Source organism: Streptosporangium sp. NBC_01469, assembly GCF_036227305.1.
Lineage (GTDB): Bacteria > Actinomycetota > Actinomycetes > Streptosporangiales > Streptosporangiaceae > Streptosporangium.
In genome coordinates this window covers 6,853,746-6,869,405 of sequence record NZ_CP109465.1, presented here as the reverse complement: position 1 = coordinate 6,869,405, position 15,660 = coordinate 6,853,746, and the positions used below count along the sequence as shown (strand labels likewise).

Annotated in this window: 11 protein-coding genes; 4 read left to right on the top strand and 7 right to left on the bottom strand. The window is 70.0% G+C overall.

The window, feature by feature from the left end:
- Positions 1-243 precede the first annotated feature (243 nt).
- Positions 244-1,662, bottom strand: a complete 1,419-nt coding sequence (locus OG587_RS30095) for a xylulokinase (RefSeq protein WP_329081060.1) — start codon at positions 1,660-1,662, stop codon at positions 244-246.
- Between the two features lie 158 nt (positions 1,663-1,820).
- Positions 1,821-2,180 carry a hypothetical protein gene (locus OG587_RS30090; RefSeq protein ID WP_329081058.1) on the bottom strand — a complete coding sequence of 120 codons (360 nt, stop codon included), beginning with the start codon at positions 2,178-2,180 and terminating at the stop codon, positions 1,821-1,823.
- A 107-nt stretch (positions 2,181-2,287) separates the two neighbouring features.
- Here OG587_RS30090 and OG587_RS30085 point away from each other — a divergent pair.
- Positions 2,288-3,432, top strand: a protein-coding gene (locus tag OG587_RS30085) for an IS3 family transposase (protein WP_329083762.1) whose coding sequence is annotated in 2 segments (ribosomal slippage) — positions 2,288-2,501 and positions 2,501-3,432 — 1,146 coding nt in all. Because the reading frame shifts where the segments join, the coding sequence is not laid out codon by codon here.
- A gap of 662 nt (positions 3,433-4,094) precedes the next feature.
- Here the strand turns inward: OG587_RS30085 and OG587_RS30080 are convergent.
- Positions 4,095-7,328 (bottom strand): ATP-binding protein, encoded by a 3,234-nt coding sequence (locus tag OG587_RS30080; protein ID WP_329081056.1) that lies wholly within the window; start codon positions 7,326-7,328, stop codon positions 4,095-4,097.
- Between the two features lie 168 nt (positions 7,329-7,496).
- On the opposite strand from OG587_RS30080, the gene OG587_RS30075 reads away from it, so the two are divergent.
- A complete protein-coding gene (locus OG587_RS30075; protein WP_329081054.1) occupies positions 7,497-7,979 on the top strand; it encodes a hypothetical protein in 483 nt (160 codons plus the stop codon).
- 264 nt (positions 7,980-8,243) lie between these two features.
- Here OG587_RS30075 and OG587_RS30070 read toward each other — a convergent pair whose 3' ends face one another.
- From OG587_RS30070 to OG587_RS30055, 4 genes are all read right to left on the bottom strand, one after another.
- Positions 8,244-9,596 (bottom strand): serine hydrolase domain-containing protein, encoded by a 1,353-nt coding sequence (locus OG587_RS30070; protein WP_329081052.1) that lies wholly within the window; start codon positions 9,594-9,596, stop codon positions 8,244-8,246.
- A gap of 445 nt (positions 9,597-10,041) precedes the next feature.
- Positions 10,042-11,058, bottom strand: coding sequence for a hypothetical protein (locus OG587_RS30065; RefSeq protein ID WP_329081050.1), 1,017 nt, complete (start codon positions 11,056-11,058; stop codon positions 10,042-10,044).
- Positions 11,055-11,537, bottom strand: coding sequence for a SigE family RNA polymerase sigma factor (locus OG587_RS30060; protein ID WP_329081048.1), 483 nt, complete (start codon positions 11,535-11,537; stop codon positions 11,055-11,057). Before OG587_RS30060 ends, OG587_RS30065 begins: the two co-directional genes overlap by 4 nt.
- A gap of 135 nt (positions 11,538-11,672) precedes the next feature.
- A complete protein-coding gene (locus OG587_RS30055) occupies positions 11,673-13,109 on the bottom strand; it encodes an alpha/beta fold hydrolase (RefSeq protein ID WP_329081046.1) in 1,437 nt (478 codons plus the stop codon).
- A gap of 414 nt (positions 13,110-13,523) precedes the next feature.
- Here OG587_RS30055 and OG587_RS30050 point away from each other — a divergent pair, with 414 nt between their 5' ends.
- Both OG587_RS30050 and OG587_RS30045 read left to right on the top strand, forming a co-directional pair.
- Positions 13,524-14,723: a sensor histidine kinase gene (locus OG587_RS30050; protein ID WP_329081044.1), complete on the top strand. Its 1,200-nt coding sequence runs from the start codon at positions 13,524-13,526 to the stop codon at positions 14,721-14,723.
- A 22-nt stretch (positions 14,724-14,745) separates the two neighbouring features.
- The gene (locus OG587_RS30045) at positions 14,746-15,417 is read left to right on the top strand and encodes a response regulator transcription factor (protein WP_329081042.1); all 672 of its coding nucleotides are present in this window, start codon (positions 14,746-14,748) and stop codon (positions 15,415-15,417) included.
- Positions 15,418-15,660 lie beyond the last annotated feature (243 nt).

The window sequence follows — 15,660 nt, the reverse complement described above, 5'->3', positions numbered from 1 at the left end:
ATTCCCGCCGGGTGACCCGCCGCACCTTCTCACGAGCCAGGTCGTGGACCAACACGACACCCCGAGTCGTGCCAGGTACGGCGTCCCGGATCGCCGGCCAATCGCTTGCGGCCCACCAGGTGAACAGGTCCCGGCTGCTGAGCACCACGACCTTCGGTGAGGTGACGAACTCGGGTCTTTCGGTGAATGCCTCGGCGTGGCGCGCGGCTCGTGGCGCCGGTTCGCTGACCGGCTCTGCCGCCGTCAGCCAGCGCGGTCGAGGACGTTCGCGCGGGCCACGGCGTACCGTTCTCGGATCGCCGGCACGGCGTCCGCCTCGTGCATCTCAACCTGCCCGACCGTCCACGACGGCGGCCGCTGCCCACCCGACAACACCCAGGCCGCCTGACGGGCGGCGCCGTCGGCGACGTACTCCCCCAGTGGTGGGACGAGCACGGGGCGGCCGAAGACTGTAGGAGCGATCCGGCGCACCGCCTCCGAGCGGGCGCCGCCGCCGACCAGGATGACCCGGTTGACCGTCGTGCCCTGCGCGATCATTGCGTCCAGCCCGTCGGCGAGTGCGCACAGCATGCCCTCCACCGCCGCGCGGGCCAGGTGTGCGGGGGTCGAGGTCCGCAGGGTCAGGCCGTGCACGGCTCCGGTGGCGTGCGGGCGGTTCGGTGTGCGCTCGCCCTCCAGGTAGGGCACCAGGGCCAGTCCGTCGGCGCCCGGCGGTGCGGACAGCGCCAGCGCCGACAGCTCCGCGTGGTCCACTCGCAGCATGGTCGCGGCCGCGTCCAGCACCCGGGCGGCATTGAGCGTGCACACCAGCGGCAGGAACCGGCCGGTCATATCGGCGTACCCGGCCACGATCCCGCTCGGGTCTGCGGCCGGCACCTCGTCGGAAACGGTGGACACTATGCCGGAGGTGCCGATCGACACGATCACGTCGCCCGACTCGGCGCCGACACCCAGCGCCGCTGCGGCGCAGTCGCCGGCGCCGGGGCCCAGCGGCGCGCCGGTGCGCAGGTGCCCGGCCCGATGGGTCGGCGCGAGCACCTGCGGCAGCAGCACATCGTCGCGACCGAACGCCAACCGGAGCAGGTCCAGGCGGTACTCACCGGTCGCGGCCGACCAGTATCCGGTCCCGCTGGCCTCACTGCGGTCGGTGCGCAGCGCATCGAGCCCCGGTGCGCCGGACAGTCGCCAGGTCAGCCAGTCGTGCGGCAGACACACCGCGGCTGTACGGGCGGCGTTGTCCGGCTCCGCCGAGGCCAGCCAGCGCAGCTTGGTGACGGTGAAACTGGCCACCGGTACCAGGCCGACCGCTTCCGCCCATGCTCGCTGTCCCGCCTCGCCGCCGCCGAGATCCGAGATCAGGTCGGCGGCGGCGCCGGCCGAGCGGGTGTCGTTCCACAGCACGGCGTCCCGGATCACCGCGCCGCCTTCGTCCAGGCACACCATGCCCTGTTGCTGCCCGGCGATCGAGGCAGCCGCTACATCGTCCAGTCCGCCGGCCTGTGCGACCGCGTCGGACAGTGCGGCCTCCCACGCGGCCGGCGGCACGGCGGTGCCGACGGGGTGTGGTGCGCGACCTTCGCGCACCAGCTTCCCAGTCTCGGCGTCGCGGATGACGACTTTGCACGACTGGGTCGACGAGTCGACCCCGGCGACGAGGGGCACCGGTCCTCCAGGGGTTGTCGGGTGCGGGTCAGGTGGCGCGGTTGGTCAGCGGGGGGCGCGGACCAGGTGGTCGACGGCGAGCTGGTTGAGCGGATGAATCCGAAGCCCTCGGCGCCGACCGTTGAGCAGCACCCCGGCCCTGGAGCAGCGGGCTGTTACTAGGAACAGCCCGTCAGGATCAGCGCCGTGGTCAAGATGATCGAGACGAGCGAGGTCCACCCTCCCACGCAGAGGGCTGCCGCCAGGGCGAACGGGACTGCGCTGAGCAACGACCACCACAGCGGGTCCGTTGTGGATGGTCCCAACTTGCCGAGGGCTGACGCCCCGGCGATCCAGCCGATCACCCCGGCAATCAAGACCGCGCCCGCCCATAGCACTCTGCCGCCCGGGGTCGCCGTCAGCGGCGAACCGCCTGGTGTCATGAGCGCCACGACATACAAAGCAGCCATCGCGAAGAGCGCGGCGAAGACCAAGATGATCGGGCCCAGCCCGAGAACAAAGACCGCGAGGACATACAAACTGGAGTTGGCCCGGTTTGGTGGACACCTGACCTCTGGGGAACCCTGGTTCCCGAAAGAAGGAGTTCACTGTGCCGAACAACTATCCGCCGGAGTTTCGCCGGCAGATGGTGGAGCTGGTGCGCGCGGGACGGTCGCCGGAGGAACTCGCCAAGGAGTTCGAGCCCTCCGCGCAGTCGATCCGTACCTGGGTGCGCCAGGTCGACCTCGATGATGGCCGCCGCCAAGACGGCCTGACCAGCGCTGAGAAGGACGAGCTGGTCCGGCTGCGCCGTGAGAACAAGATCCTCCGCGAGGAGAAGGAGATCTTGCGTAAGGCCGCGGTTTTCTTCGCGCGGGAGACGGATCGGCCGAGATGAAGTACCGGCTGATCGATGCGGAGAAAGACCACCACGATGTCTCCCTGCTGGCCCGGGTGCTGGGTGTGTCGCGCCAGGGCTACTACGCCTGGGCCAAGCGCGGCCCGTCCACTCGCGCCTGTCGTGATGCCGAGCTGACTGAGAAGATCCACCGGCACCATACGGCCTCTGATGAGGTGTATGGGGCGCCGCGCATCCACGCCGACCTGCGTGAGATCGACGGGGAGAAGGTGGGCCGCAAGCGAGTGGCCCGGCTGATGCGTGCGGCCGGGCTGGCCGGTGTCTCCCGGCGTAAGGGCTGCCGCACGACGATCGCGGATCGGCGGGCTGCAGCCGCGTCGGACCTGGTGAAGCGGAAGTTCGAAGCGGACGAGCCGAACCGGATCTGGACGGCCGACATCACGTATGTGCCGACCTGGCAGGGTTTCGTTTATCTCGCTGTGGTCTTGGACGTGTTCTCCAGGCGGATCGTCGGCTGGGCGATGGCCGACCATATGCGGACTGAGCTGGTGACCGACGCGCTGGCGATGGCGATCCATCAGCGCCGCCCCAGCGCCGGGGTGATCCATCACAGCGACAAGGGCAGCCAGTACACCTCGATCGCCTTCGGCCAGCGATGCGAGCAGGCAGGAGTTCGCCCCTCGACGGGTAGGACCGGGACGTGCTTCGACAATGCGATCACGGAGAGTTTCTTCGCCTCGCTGGAGTGTGAGCTGATCGACCGGCGGACCTTCCGTACCAGGTCAGAAGCCGAACGGGCCGTGTTCGCCTACATCGAGGGCTTCTACAACCCACGCCGCCGCCACTCCGCGAACGGCCAGCTCAGCCCCACCGAGTACGAACGCCGACACGCCCTTAAGAGCATTCAAGAAGACGGCTATGCTGCCGCGTAGCCGAAAGCCCTGACGTGTCTACTGAACCGGGGCAACTCCAAAACAGAGGCTCAGCAGCGATCCCACGAGCCCCACTCCGACGATCTGACCGACGGTCCATGGCCAGTTCCGGCCCGATAGGGCCGCCTTCCATCTGACGACTAACGCAGATGATCGCATCGCGAGATCGTAACATTCCCGTAGCAACATCCAGGAGTACTGCGTGACGCGACAAGATAACGCTCCTGCGATCGCATCAACATTCCGACCTGTCCTGATGCCCTCATTTCGTGATCGTCTGGCGGATAACCTAAGTACTGTCCGGTTCCCGGAACAGCGTCTGCCCAGGTCAACACGGTGAGACCGCTACGGAGCCAATCCGGCCCCATGCCGGGCACGGCCATCCACGGCCAAGCGCTGGACGGTGCGCCTCAGCTGGCGGCGCTGCCACGCGGCCTGCTGCAGGGCGGCCTCAGCACGGCGCCGGGCCCGGTGCGCAGCCTGACGACACGGCGTTCCGCAGTAGCGGGGGTTGGGAGGATCGGTGCAGAAATTAGCGGTAGCAGCCGCTACCTGCGGTGTTCCAGGTGCCAGACCCGATGGCGCACCCGCTTCTGTCGGGCGTCTCCGGCTGGTGGCCGATGTTCTGAATTGGCCGCATGCGCACCATCCGTCCTTGATGATCATCCAAGGGCGCGGGCCAGGGACTCGGCTCTGCGGTGGTCGTACGGTGCGGTCAGGCGTTCGGCGGTCGCCATCGCCTGCTCGGCTGCCCGCCTGGCCTGCCTTCGCCCGCCCAGGGCGACCATGATCAGCGCGAGGGCCCAGCCGATCCGGGCGGCGGCGCCGGGGTTGCGGGCGGCGTACCGGGAGAGGTGCCCGAGCAGGAGGGGGGCCACGGTCCGGTGCTGCCCCGCGTCCCTGAGCAGTTCGGCGAGGCCGGTCCAGCACTCCAGCATGCCGGGCTGCACCGTTGGCAGCCGCTTGGCCAGCGTCAGCGCCTCGGCCAGCGCCGCGGGCGCCCGCGCCGGGTCCAGGCGGGCCGCGATGGTGAGCAGGCGCAGCTCCTGGATCGTGCGGCTCGCCGGGCTGTCGCGCAGGCCGATCTCCTTCGCGTGCGTACGCCGCCGCTCGTGCGAGGCGCGGGCGGCCGCCAGCAGCTCCCGGATCCGCTCCACCGGCACCCCGTCCAGGCGCAACAGCGCTTCCGCCTGGCCGGTCAGGCACCAGTGGCGGCCGATGTCGTCCCCGCCCACCCGCGCGACCGCCAGCTCCTCCGTCTCCGCGTACCCGGTGGCCGCCGCGGCGAACTCGCCCTGCCACAGTGCGGTCTCGGCGAGCATGCCGGCGCAGTTCTCGGCCACCCGCGGGTCGATCGTCCGCAATCGTCCCTCCGTGAACGACCGCCTGGCGTCCTCGAAACGGCCCGCGTGGAGCAGGTCGATCCCGCGGGCCAGCCGGGCCCGGTGCACGGCCTCGTCCGGGTGGTCGATGCCGGAAAGTGCCTGGTCGGCGAGGCTGCCGTAACGGGTGGCGATCCGGTGGCGACCGGCGAGGCGGGCGATGGCGGCGAAGTTCGCGTAGGACTCGGCGCGCAGGGCGGGGTCGGTGCCGCGGTCGGCGGCGTTGAGCTGGCGCAGCGAGGTCACCAGCATCACGGGGAGGTCCTGCTGGTGGTAGGCGAGCCGGGCGAGCAAGGTCAGCGCCTGCGCGGCCTCGGCCTCGTCCGTACGGGGTACGGGGAGGAGACGGTGGGCGGCCTGGCGGGTGGCGGCGGTCAGGAGAGCGGTCGCGAGGCCGGTGCGGGTGGTGGGGAGTGGCTCGCCGAGCGTGTCGAGGGCGGCGCGGGCCAGGCGGGTGGCGGCGCGTTCCCTGGCGAGCTGGTGGGAGCTCACCGCGGCCATCCGAAGCAGGCGGGCTCGTAGGCGCAGGTCTTCCGGAGGGCGGTCGAGGTGCTCACGGACGATCGCCACCGACTCCTCGTACAGGCGCAATCGCAGGCACAACGTCCAGTAGTGGTCCAGGAAGCGCGGCTGCCCGGACACCCGCCAGGCCAGGCGGATGTTGTCCATCTCGGCGCCGAGCACGCGGACGACCTCGGCGTCCGAGCCGTCCTGGAGCGCGGTGGCGTGCCGGTCGAGGAGACCGGCGTAATGGCGGGCGTGCCGTTCGCGTACCCCCGGGTCCTCCAAATGGGCGGCGGCGAGCTGCTGGATGAGAGGGTGGAGGGTGTACCGGCCGGACGGGGTGAGCCGCAGCACGCTGTGGTCGACCAGGTGGACCAGCACCTCAGGACTGGTTCCGGCGACTTCCAGGGCCGCGCGCAGGGTGCAGCCGCCACCGAACACCGACAACGCCGCCAGCGCCGCCCGCCTCGCCGGGTCGAGCAGCCGCCAGGACGTATCGAAGACCGTACGCATGCTCGCGTGCCTGGACCGTGCGGCGGGCCCGGCCGTGGAGAGCAGCCCCGTGTCCACTCCGAGGCGTTCGGCCAGGTCGGCGCACGGTACGGCACGCAGCAGGCCGGCCGCCAGTTCGATCGCCAACGGCAGCCCGCCGGTCGCGGCGCAGATCGCGGCCACCAGCGGGGCCTCGCGCTCGGGGTCGAACCCCGGCCGGGCCTTGAGCGCCCGCGCGACGAACAACGCCTCGGCGGCCGACTCGGCAAGCCCCTCCACCGAGACGATCACCTGCCCAGGCACGTTCAGCCGCCGCCGGCTGGTCGCCAGCACTCGCAGGCCCGGCGCCACCCGCAGGATCTCCGCGATCACCCCGTCGAAGGACGGCAGATGTTCGAGATTGTCGAGCACCAGCAGCGTCGAGCGACCGGCGAGGGCGGCGAGCAGCAGCTCGGCGGCCGGCCGCGGCGGCGAGAGGTCCACGCCGAGTCGGCGCGCGAGCGTCGTCACAGCCGCCTCCGCCCGCACCCCGACAAAAGACACGAACGCGACATCCGCCGAGGAGAGGGACGCGGCGTCGTGCTCACCGGGCTTCACGGAGGAGGGGGAGGCGGTGTCGTGCTTCCCGGTCCCCGTGGAGGAGAGGGACGCGGCATCCCGGTCCCCGGCCTCCGCCGCGGCGATGGCCAGGCGGGTCTTGCCGATGCCGCCCGGGCCCGACAGGGTGATCAGGCGTTCCCGGGACAGCAGGGCACGTAGGCGGCGAATGTCGGGCTCGCGGCCGACCAGCTCCGACCCGGGGACCGGCAGGGCAGCCCGGCGGGCGGTCGCGGGCCGGGGCGTGAGGTCCTGGCGGAGCGCGCGGGTCTCGGGTGCGGGACCGACGCCCAGCTCGCGCGCCAGTCGCAGGCGCAGCTCCTCGTAGCAGGCCAGGGCCGCGGCCCGGTTCCCGGCCCTGGCCAGGGAGGCGATCAGCACCCGGTGGGCCTCCTCGTCGTAGGGGTCCAGCTCCGTCACGATCCTGGCCAGCCGTACGACGTGTTCGGAGGCGGCGGGCCCGGCGCGTACGAGCAGCTCGCGCAGCACCAGCCGGGCCCGCCGCCGCTCGCACTCCAGCCACCCGGCGAACGCGGGCGCGTCCCCGAAGGAGAGACCGTCGAGGAACTCTCCGCGCCACAACCGGAGCGCCCCCGCCACCGTCGGGTCCCGGGTGAGCTGCCGGTAGTCCACGAAGCAACCGTCGTCGGCGCGGAAGCCGACGTGGTCGCGGGTGATGTCGAGCCAGCCGCCCACGTCCTTGCGCAGCTCCGACAGCGCCAGCCGCAGGCTGCCCCTGGCGTTGGCGTCGGGACGCTCGCCCCACAGCAGCCCCGCGAGCTCGGCCCGCGAGCGCGCCCCCGGCGTGGTGGCGAGGTAGCAGAGGAGTGCCCGGGTCTTAGCGGAACGGATCCGCACCAGCCTTCCCCCGACAGCCAGCTCGGGCGTGCCGAGCAGCAGCAGGCTGAAGGAGTCTCCCATGCGAAGACAGTAGGCGCGTGCCTGCCGCCCGGCTGTGTCAGAAGGCACGGAGATCGTGTGCCCTATGCCATTGACCTGTGATCTAACGATGTGCTCACGCTGCGTCCGCGACTCTGATGCCGCGTTTCGCGACGGTCGCGAAACGTCAGCGTCTCCAGGAGGAGCAGCATGCATTCTCGTAAGGTGATCGCCGCACTCGCCCTGGCCGGAGGTCTGGTGGCGCCGATGGCGTTGGCCGCGACCCCGGCGGCCGCCATGGCAGGCTCGTGCCGCGTGGAACTGGAGGACATCGACGCCGGCAACGTGGCCGACCAGGACGGCCGGGACGAGCTCCGGTTCCTGGTCGATGGGAACCTGTTCCCCAGAATCAACGCCAACTACTTCGGCATGAACGCCGGTGACGACGGGAATCCCGGCGACTTCGAAGACCCGACCTCGATCATCCTGAACACCCAGGACGTGGCCTTCGTCCTGCGCGAGACCGACGGCCCGGTCTGGGGACAGGGCGACCGGCTCGGCACGGTGACCGCCCTCGGCAGCACGTGCGCCGGGCTCGCCACGGGCGCCACCAGGACCATCACGAGGACCCTCACCGGAACCCAGCAGACGGCGTACTCGTACGTGGTCAGCCTTGAGATGACCGCTCTGTAACCGCCCTCGAAGCTGAGGCCGCGCTGCCACCGCGGGGCAGCGCGGCAAGAGCATCGGCGACGCCGCCGTCGACGAGGCCATGCTGTCGATGGCCCTGCACCTGCGCGGTCGGCGCGGTCGCTCTCACGCGGCGGCCGCCGGGCGGGTGGTGGCTCGGGTGGCGGCCGCGTCGCGCTGCATGCGCAGGTGAGCGCGGGCGGCTTGGTGGTCGGCGCGGCCGCGGTGGTCACGCGGGTAGCGGGCCCGGTCGGCGCCGCCTCGACCCTAGTCCGTGACACGTGGCACGGCGCGCATGTTGTAGAGGAAGCGCCCGTCCTGGAGGAAGGCGATCAGTGGGTGCAGCCCCTTGTCCGGCTCGACGCCGACGAAGCGGTTGTCGCCGACGTGGACGTAGCGGGCGGTCGTGCCACCCTCCCCGAACTGCGCCGCGAGGCCGTGCGGGATGTCGGTGATCTCCAGCCCGTCGGCGTCGGCCTTCACCTCGTAGGTGACCGGCGGTGCGGAGTAACTCCCGGCGTAGGTCTCCGGCCGGAACGGCGCCGGGGTGTCCGGCGGCAGCACCCGCGACGGCAGGCGAATCCCGGCCGCGGACGAGAGGATCTCCGCCAGCACCTCGTCGATGAAGGCCGAGGCGTGGCCGCCGTTCGCGTGGACGGCGAGCACCAGGCCGCGGTCGGGCACGATGCGCCAGGTCGTGGTCTGGCCCGGGGCGCTGCCGTCGTGGCCGACCACAAGCTTGCCGTCCCAGTCGAAGAGCATCAGCCCGAGGCCCCAGGCGGTCGTGTATCGCTCCCCCAGCCGCGGCAGCGTGACCTGCGGCCGGCACATCTCGGCGAAGGTTCCCGCGGGCAGCACCCGCGTCCCGTCGGCCGCCACGCCGTCGGCCAGCAGCATCCGCCCGAACCGCACGAGGTCGCGCGGCGCGGCGCTCGGCGTGGACCCAGCCGGCGCGTTCGACTGCGGCAGCTGCCTCCGGGGCGACACCCGCAGCGGCTCGCCGACGTGTCCGACCGCGGCCCGGAACATGATTGCTTCCTCGGCGTAGAGCGCCATGTGCCGCGCCCCGAGAGGCTCGATCAGCAGCTCCCGCATGGCGGCCTCCCACGTACGTTCGCGCAGCCTGGCGACGAGGGCACCGAGCGCGCAATAGCCGGCATTGCAGTACGAGAACAGCTCCCCCGGCCCGCTGACCTGCCGGGCGTTGCTACGCATGAACGCAACAAGCTTGGCCACCGCGTCGTCCCCGCGTCCGGTGTCCTCGAACAGATCCCCGTCGAACCCACCGGTGTGCGACAGCAGTTGCCGCACGGTGATGCTCTCCGAGGCGGCGGCGTCCAGCACCCCGAACTCAGGAAGATACTCTCGGACCGGCTCATCGAGATCGACCAGCCCTTCCCCGACAAGCTGCATCACCAGGGCGGTCGTCCAGACTTTGGTAACCGACCCGATCTGGAACAGGCTGTCGGCGGTAGCCTCCACCCCGGTGTCCAGATTGATCACCCCGGTGGCCGCCTCAGCCAGCTGATCCCCCATCCCGACGGCCACCGCAGCCCCTGGCACCCCATGCCGCCCAGCGGCCCGATCGATCCATCCCTGAAGATCCGGAAGAAGCGTCATATCGAGGACCGTACCCGCGGACCCTCCTCCCCGAGGCCACTCTGGGGACGCCCCGCCCCTCGCCGCGGAGCACCCCGGCCACCGCGGCGAGGCGCTCCGCGGCGCCCGACGGGCCCGAGAGCGGGGCACCGTCGGGCCGCCAGGCGAGCGCGGCCTCGTTGTCGACCGTCAGCGGCGGCAACATGGCCCGGGCGCGGGCGGCTGCCGTCGGCAGATCGGTGAGGTCCAGGCGCCGGTCGGTGCACAGCTGCATCTCCCCATACGGCGTCATGTTGGTGTGGAACAGCGGTGTGAGCCCACGCCGGTCGATGTCGGTGAGGACGTCCTCCCACTCCGGTCAGACCCGGCCTTCCGCAGGAAGATCTCCCGACAGTTGAACAAGAGGAAGAGCCTGCACGCACTGCGCCGGGACCTGCACTATGCCCGCAGGGCGGTGGACATGTTCCTACGATCGCTCGAAGAGGCCGGCCGACCACCGGATCGGGCGGTTGGTGGACTGACCGACCATGGAGAGCTCCACGGTGATGGTGGTGGGTTCGGTCAGGTAGAGCTCGTTCATCGCCATCGGGAACTTGCCTGAGGTCCAGACACCGCAACTACTGATGGAGCCCCCGCTCTGACCGTTCGCCCTGAAGCTGAACCGCAGCCGCGTGGCCAGCTCGCCCGAGCAGAGCTGGTCGAGGGCGACCCTGCCCGCCTTACCGCCGACCTTGAAGGTGGCCGTGGTGTCCTGCGGCCAGAGGCCGCCTTTCGTTTCGGTGAGTTGCCACTTGCCTATCTTCTCGGGGATGTTTCGCAGTGGTTCGGGCGTGACCGGTCGTGCGGGCGGGGTCCACTCGTATACGCCCAGCACCCACGAGCCATGCGCGCGCGCCTGGGTGACGCACGGGCCACCCGGCTTCTCCTGAGTGCAGCCCTGACCGGTGGTCACCGTGTTGAAAGTGACCGTCACCTCCGTGGCGCCTTCGGGGACGTCCAGCGGCTGCAGCCGCAGCTCCCGATCACAGTTCATGAACGAGACCGGTATGCGCAGCCGAGACCCCTCGACCTCGATTCGCGGCGGGCTGTCGTCCGGCCCCACGCACATGCCGCCGACGTCCAGCGGCTTGCCGGTGTAGGGGACCTTGAGGGTGGCCTTGGCGTCCCCCGTCTTCTCGATCGCGGTCCTGGCCACGAGCCGGTAGCCTGTGCCGTCCGCCGAGGTGAACCGCTCCGGCAGCACGGGCATGGGCCTGCCCGAGACCGTCGTGGTGGTGTCGGGTCGCGGCGTGGCGGGCAGGAACGGCGCGGCCAGCGCCACCGCCGCAGCCACCACGGCCGTGCCCACCGCGCCCACCGCGATCCGCCTGCGCGCCCGGGTCCTTCGCACGCGGTCGCGTACCTGTTCGTCGCGCGACGGGTTCGGCGGCGGCAGCGGGTCGGCGTGCTCGCGCAGTACGTCGCGGAGATTCTCTACGGTCACCTTTGCAGCTCCATAACCACCGACTCGTCGATTCTCAGCTTGGCCAGCGCCTTGGCCGTCTGGCTCTTGACCGTCCCGGGATTGCAGCCGATGAGCTGGGCCACCTCGGCCACCGGGAGGTCCTCGTAGAAGCGCAGCACGATCACCGCGCGCTGCCGGGCGGGAAGTCGGCCCACCGCCTGCCAGAGCGTCGCCCGCTCGTCCGCCATCTGGTCGTGCACCGGCTTCTCCGGCAGGCCGTCGCTGGGCAGTTCCCGGCGCCACCGTCTGCGCCACCATGAGGTGTAGGTCGTGACGAGCACGCGCCGCACATACGCCTCCGGCTCGTCGATGCCCGGCCAGGCGAACCACGCCTTGGCCAGAGATTCCTGCAGGAGGTCCTCGGCTGTGGCCCAGTTGTGGGTGAGGAGGTACGCGAAGCGCAGGAGCCGGTCGGACCGCGTCACCACGAAGTCCTGAAATATCGCTCTATCGGCCACCTGGTTGCCTTCCGTTGGTCCGCTGACGGTACAGACGCATCGGTCACGGCGGCCGGTTGCCCGACGGTGGGGTGCAATCCAGGGAAATTCGGTGGCAGCCGTGCAAGCAGGACGACCTGCACAGTGTCCTCGTGTTCAGTCGGGCTGGCAGGGCCTGAAAAAGGTCTTGCCTGACACGAGGTAGCGAACAGCGTATTTGGCGCAACTGGTCTCCACCAATGACCCATGCACGTCATCATCGACGTATCCGAGGGTCCCGCCGATCGCCTGTTGCATCTCGCCGCCCCAGCGGGCCGGAGTATTCCATTCGAAGGTGTGCGCCACCAACTGGAGAGACCCGGGCCGACGCTTCTGCACCAAGGGCTGTGCCTGGTGCGGCCAGCCGGTGCACTCGCTGTATCGGGGGCTCGTCGGCCCGGCCATCGGAAACTGGCGTACGAGGCGCTCATGGATCGCCCAGACCTGCTCGAAGTCTCGCGGCGTCATGTCCAAGTTGCAGGAGGTGGCCAGGCCCATCTTGGCGTTGTAACGCTCGCCGAACTCAGCCGACGGCCAACGCGTCGCGTTGGAGAAATCGGGGATTGCGTCGGTGACGGCCGACCGGTCACCTGCGGCGATGCCGGCGATCAGCCGTGCCGTGAGCGGCCAGATGTCGGAGGACTGGATGGCGAGGGCGGTGAAGTCGCCGCCAGTGATCTTGCCGCCGTCGATCTCGAAGGGTTCACTTTGGAGTTTGTCGCGCAGGGCCAGAAGCCGTGATCGTACCTGTGCCGGTTGGTCGCCCAAGTGGTAGGCATCGTTGCGTCGGGCCAGCCAGGCGCTGTATGTGTGGAAGGACTGCTCCATTCCAGGGACCAGGTCCGCTCCGTTGCGCGAGAGCGTCGGGTCCGCCACGCTGTCCAGCAACATCCGATCCACCCGGTCGGCGAACATGGTGCGGAAGGTGGCGCCCAGAGCTGTGCCCCAGGACACGCCCAGGTAGCTGATGCGGGACTCGCCCAGCGCTGTTCTGATTCGGTCCATGTCGCGGGCGATGTTCTGGGTGGTGAGGGAGCGGGCGAACGTCGGGTCCTGGTTGCCGCACCGGCTGATGGCCGCCCCGTGCGCCGCAGCCTCGCGGGCTGCCCGCTCCTTGTCGGACAGGTCCGGGTCGGGCGGAATCGATTCGGGCGAGTCGCAGGCAAAGCCGGTGCTCGAGCCGGTGCCACGCGGGTCGAAGCCGATCAGGTCGAAATGCTTGGCGAGTTCGGCGGCTCGGCTGCCGGCCAGATAGCTGGGTAGCTGTCGACCGCTCCAGCCCGGACCGCCCCAGTTCAGCAGGAGGACGCCCCGGCGTCGGTCCGGGTCCGCGGCCGGCAGCCGGCTTACGGCGATGCTCAGCGTACGACCGTCCGGTCGGGTGTGGTCGAGTGGCACGGTCAGCGTGCCGCACTCGACCACGGAATCCTCCGCGCACGGAGTCCACGCGATCGCGGCGGGAGCCGCGCTTGCCGAGGCCGCCTGCACAGGTGGCGTGACGAGCAGAAGGGGGAGGAATGAGAGCAGGACAGTGATCGAAGCGGGTTTTCGCATGAAGGTTCCTCATCGGTTCTGGGAGCAAGCCGTCCGGCAGGCTCCTGGATGATGGCCGCGGCAGGTGAACACGGTCGGTTCCTGGACATCGAGGCCGAATGGAAGATCGTGTCCCTGCTGGTGAGCCGTTGCGGCAGCACCGCGTTCTCGCGGGCGGTCAGGGGCGAGATCAGGTTGTCGGTCTGGAACGCGAAACCGATTCGGTCCCGGCAGAGGCCTTGCCGAGATCGTCGCCGGGCACGGTGACCGTACTGGTGTGACCGCAGAGGTGGATGTCATGGGTTTCATCGCACCGTACGGCCCCGCCCGCGGTCACTACAGGTACGTCGAGGGCCGAGGTAGGCGAAAGCCCACTCGGAAGAGTCCGGGTTCCCTCACTGCCCGAAGATCCCGAAGTGCGTAGCGTTTTCAGGCATGTACCACTCTGCGGCACTGGCCGCGTTGCGAAACTCTCCTGTCCGGTTCTGGTTCACGCGCTGGCCCTGGACGTCTCTGGCGTATCTGGCGATCGGTGCCATGCTCTGGGTCTTCACCTTGATGGCCTTCGCGCTCATCGGCACCATCCCCTACTGGGCGCGCTGGATCGCCACCGTCGAGCGCCGCTGGGTGCGGCTGGCCGGGTTCCGGCCGATCCCCGGACGCCCGCCGGGAGCCGGGGTCCCCGACCTGCAGGAGCCGGTGCTGTGGCGTGAGATCGCGTTCGCGCTGGCGCACATGCTGATCGGCGCGTTCTCCTCCGTCGCCCTGATCACAGGCACCGCCATGGTCTTCGCGGCGATCGTGGCGGTGTTCGTGCTGGCGGGCGTGGATACGCCGCTGTTACCGAACCCCTCACAAGCGCCGTTCCTGGCGCTGGTGGGGCTGCTGATCGTGGTCGCCTCGCCGTACGCCGTGACGCTGGCGGCCTACGTACAGGGGGCGCTGGCCACGGCGTTGCTCTCGCCCCGAGTTGAGGAACTGCAGACGCAGGTGGCGTCGCTGGCCAGGGCCAACATCGCCGAGCTGGACCGGTTCGAGGGCGAGCGGCAGCGGATCGAACGCGACCTGCACGACGGCACCCAGCAGCACCTGGCCACCTCGGCGATGCGCCTGGGCATGCTCGAACTGGAGGTACGCGAGACATTCCCGCCCGGGCCGGAGCAGGACTCGGCACTGGAGTCGCTGGAGGCGGTCCGGCGGGAGAACGAACTGGCGCTGGACACCTTGCGCGACGTCGTACACGGGCTGCGGCCGCGCACGCTGATCGACGACGGGCTCGGCGCCGCCCTGCGCGAACTGGCACGGCGCGTACCCATCAACACCACGGTCGACGCCGAGGGCGTCGGGCGCTTTGCCCTGCCGGTGGAGTCGTCGCTGTACTACATCGCCAGCGAGGCGGTCACCAACGCGATCAAGCACGCGACGCCGGACCACATTCACATCGAGCTGGCACAGTCACACGACAGGATCACGCTGACGGTGTCCGACAACGGCCTCGGCGGCGCGAACTCGGCGCACGGCACCGGGATGGTCGGCATGTACGAGCGGGCCGCCCTGCTGTCTGGCGAGCTCATCGTCGACAGCCCACCGGGCGGACCGACCGGGATCATCGCCGACATCCCGCGCCCGTACTGATCACATGCCGCACAATGGCACCATGCGTGTAGTGATAGCCGAAGACGCGGCCCTGATGCGAGAAGGCCTGGTCGCCCTGCTGCAACGCTTCGGCCACCAGCTCGTGCACGCGGCCGAAGACGCCGACGAACTACTGGAGGCCGTCTCCGACCACCGCCCCGACATCGTGATCACCGATGTGCGAATGCCGCCGCGCAACCTCGACGACGGTCTGAGGGCCGCACTGACGATCCGCGCCGAACATCCGGACATCGGCATCCTGGTGCTGTCGCAGTATCTCGGTGACGCCTACGCGGCCAAACTGATCGCCGAGCCCGCGAACGGGCCTCGCGGCGGCGGTGCCGGCTATCTCCTCAAGGACCGCGTCGGCCGGGTCACCGACTTCATGCACTCCCTCGACGTCATCGCGGGCGGCGGTATCGTCATCGACCCCAAGGTCGTCGGGCACCTCATGTCCTCCAAGCGCCCTCACGCGCTCGACACGCTCAGCGAGCGCGAACGCGAGGTCATGGGCCGGATGGCGACCGGAGAGAGCAACGCCCACATCGCCGCGGCCCTGCACATCACCAACGGGGCGGTCGTCAAGCACATCGGCAACATCTTCGCCAAGCTCGGCCTCCAAGCCCAAGACGGCAACCGGCGCGTCCTGGCCGTCCTCACCTACCTCCAGACAACCCGGCCGGACATTCCTTAAGGTCGGGTCGCCCGAGGGAATCGACCCCCGGGCTCCCACAGAACGGAACGTGACAGTCTCCCGTCACTCCGCTCTTGTCATCCTGATCACCAGTAACAGGCGGTCCATGCCCAGTGGGCCGAAGAGCCGGGGGTACTGGCGCAGGAGACGTCGTGTTCGCCGCCACGTCCACCGAAGACGACTGTCACCCGCGATTTCGCGTTCACGATTCGCCACCCCTCGAGCACCCCGCAACACGCGGGA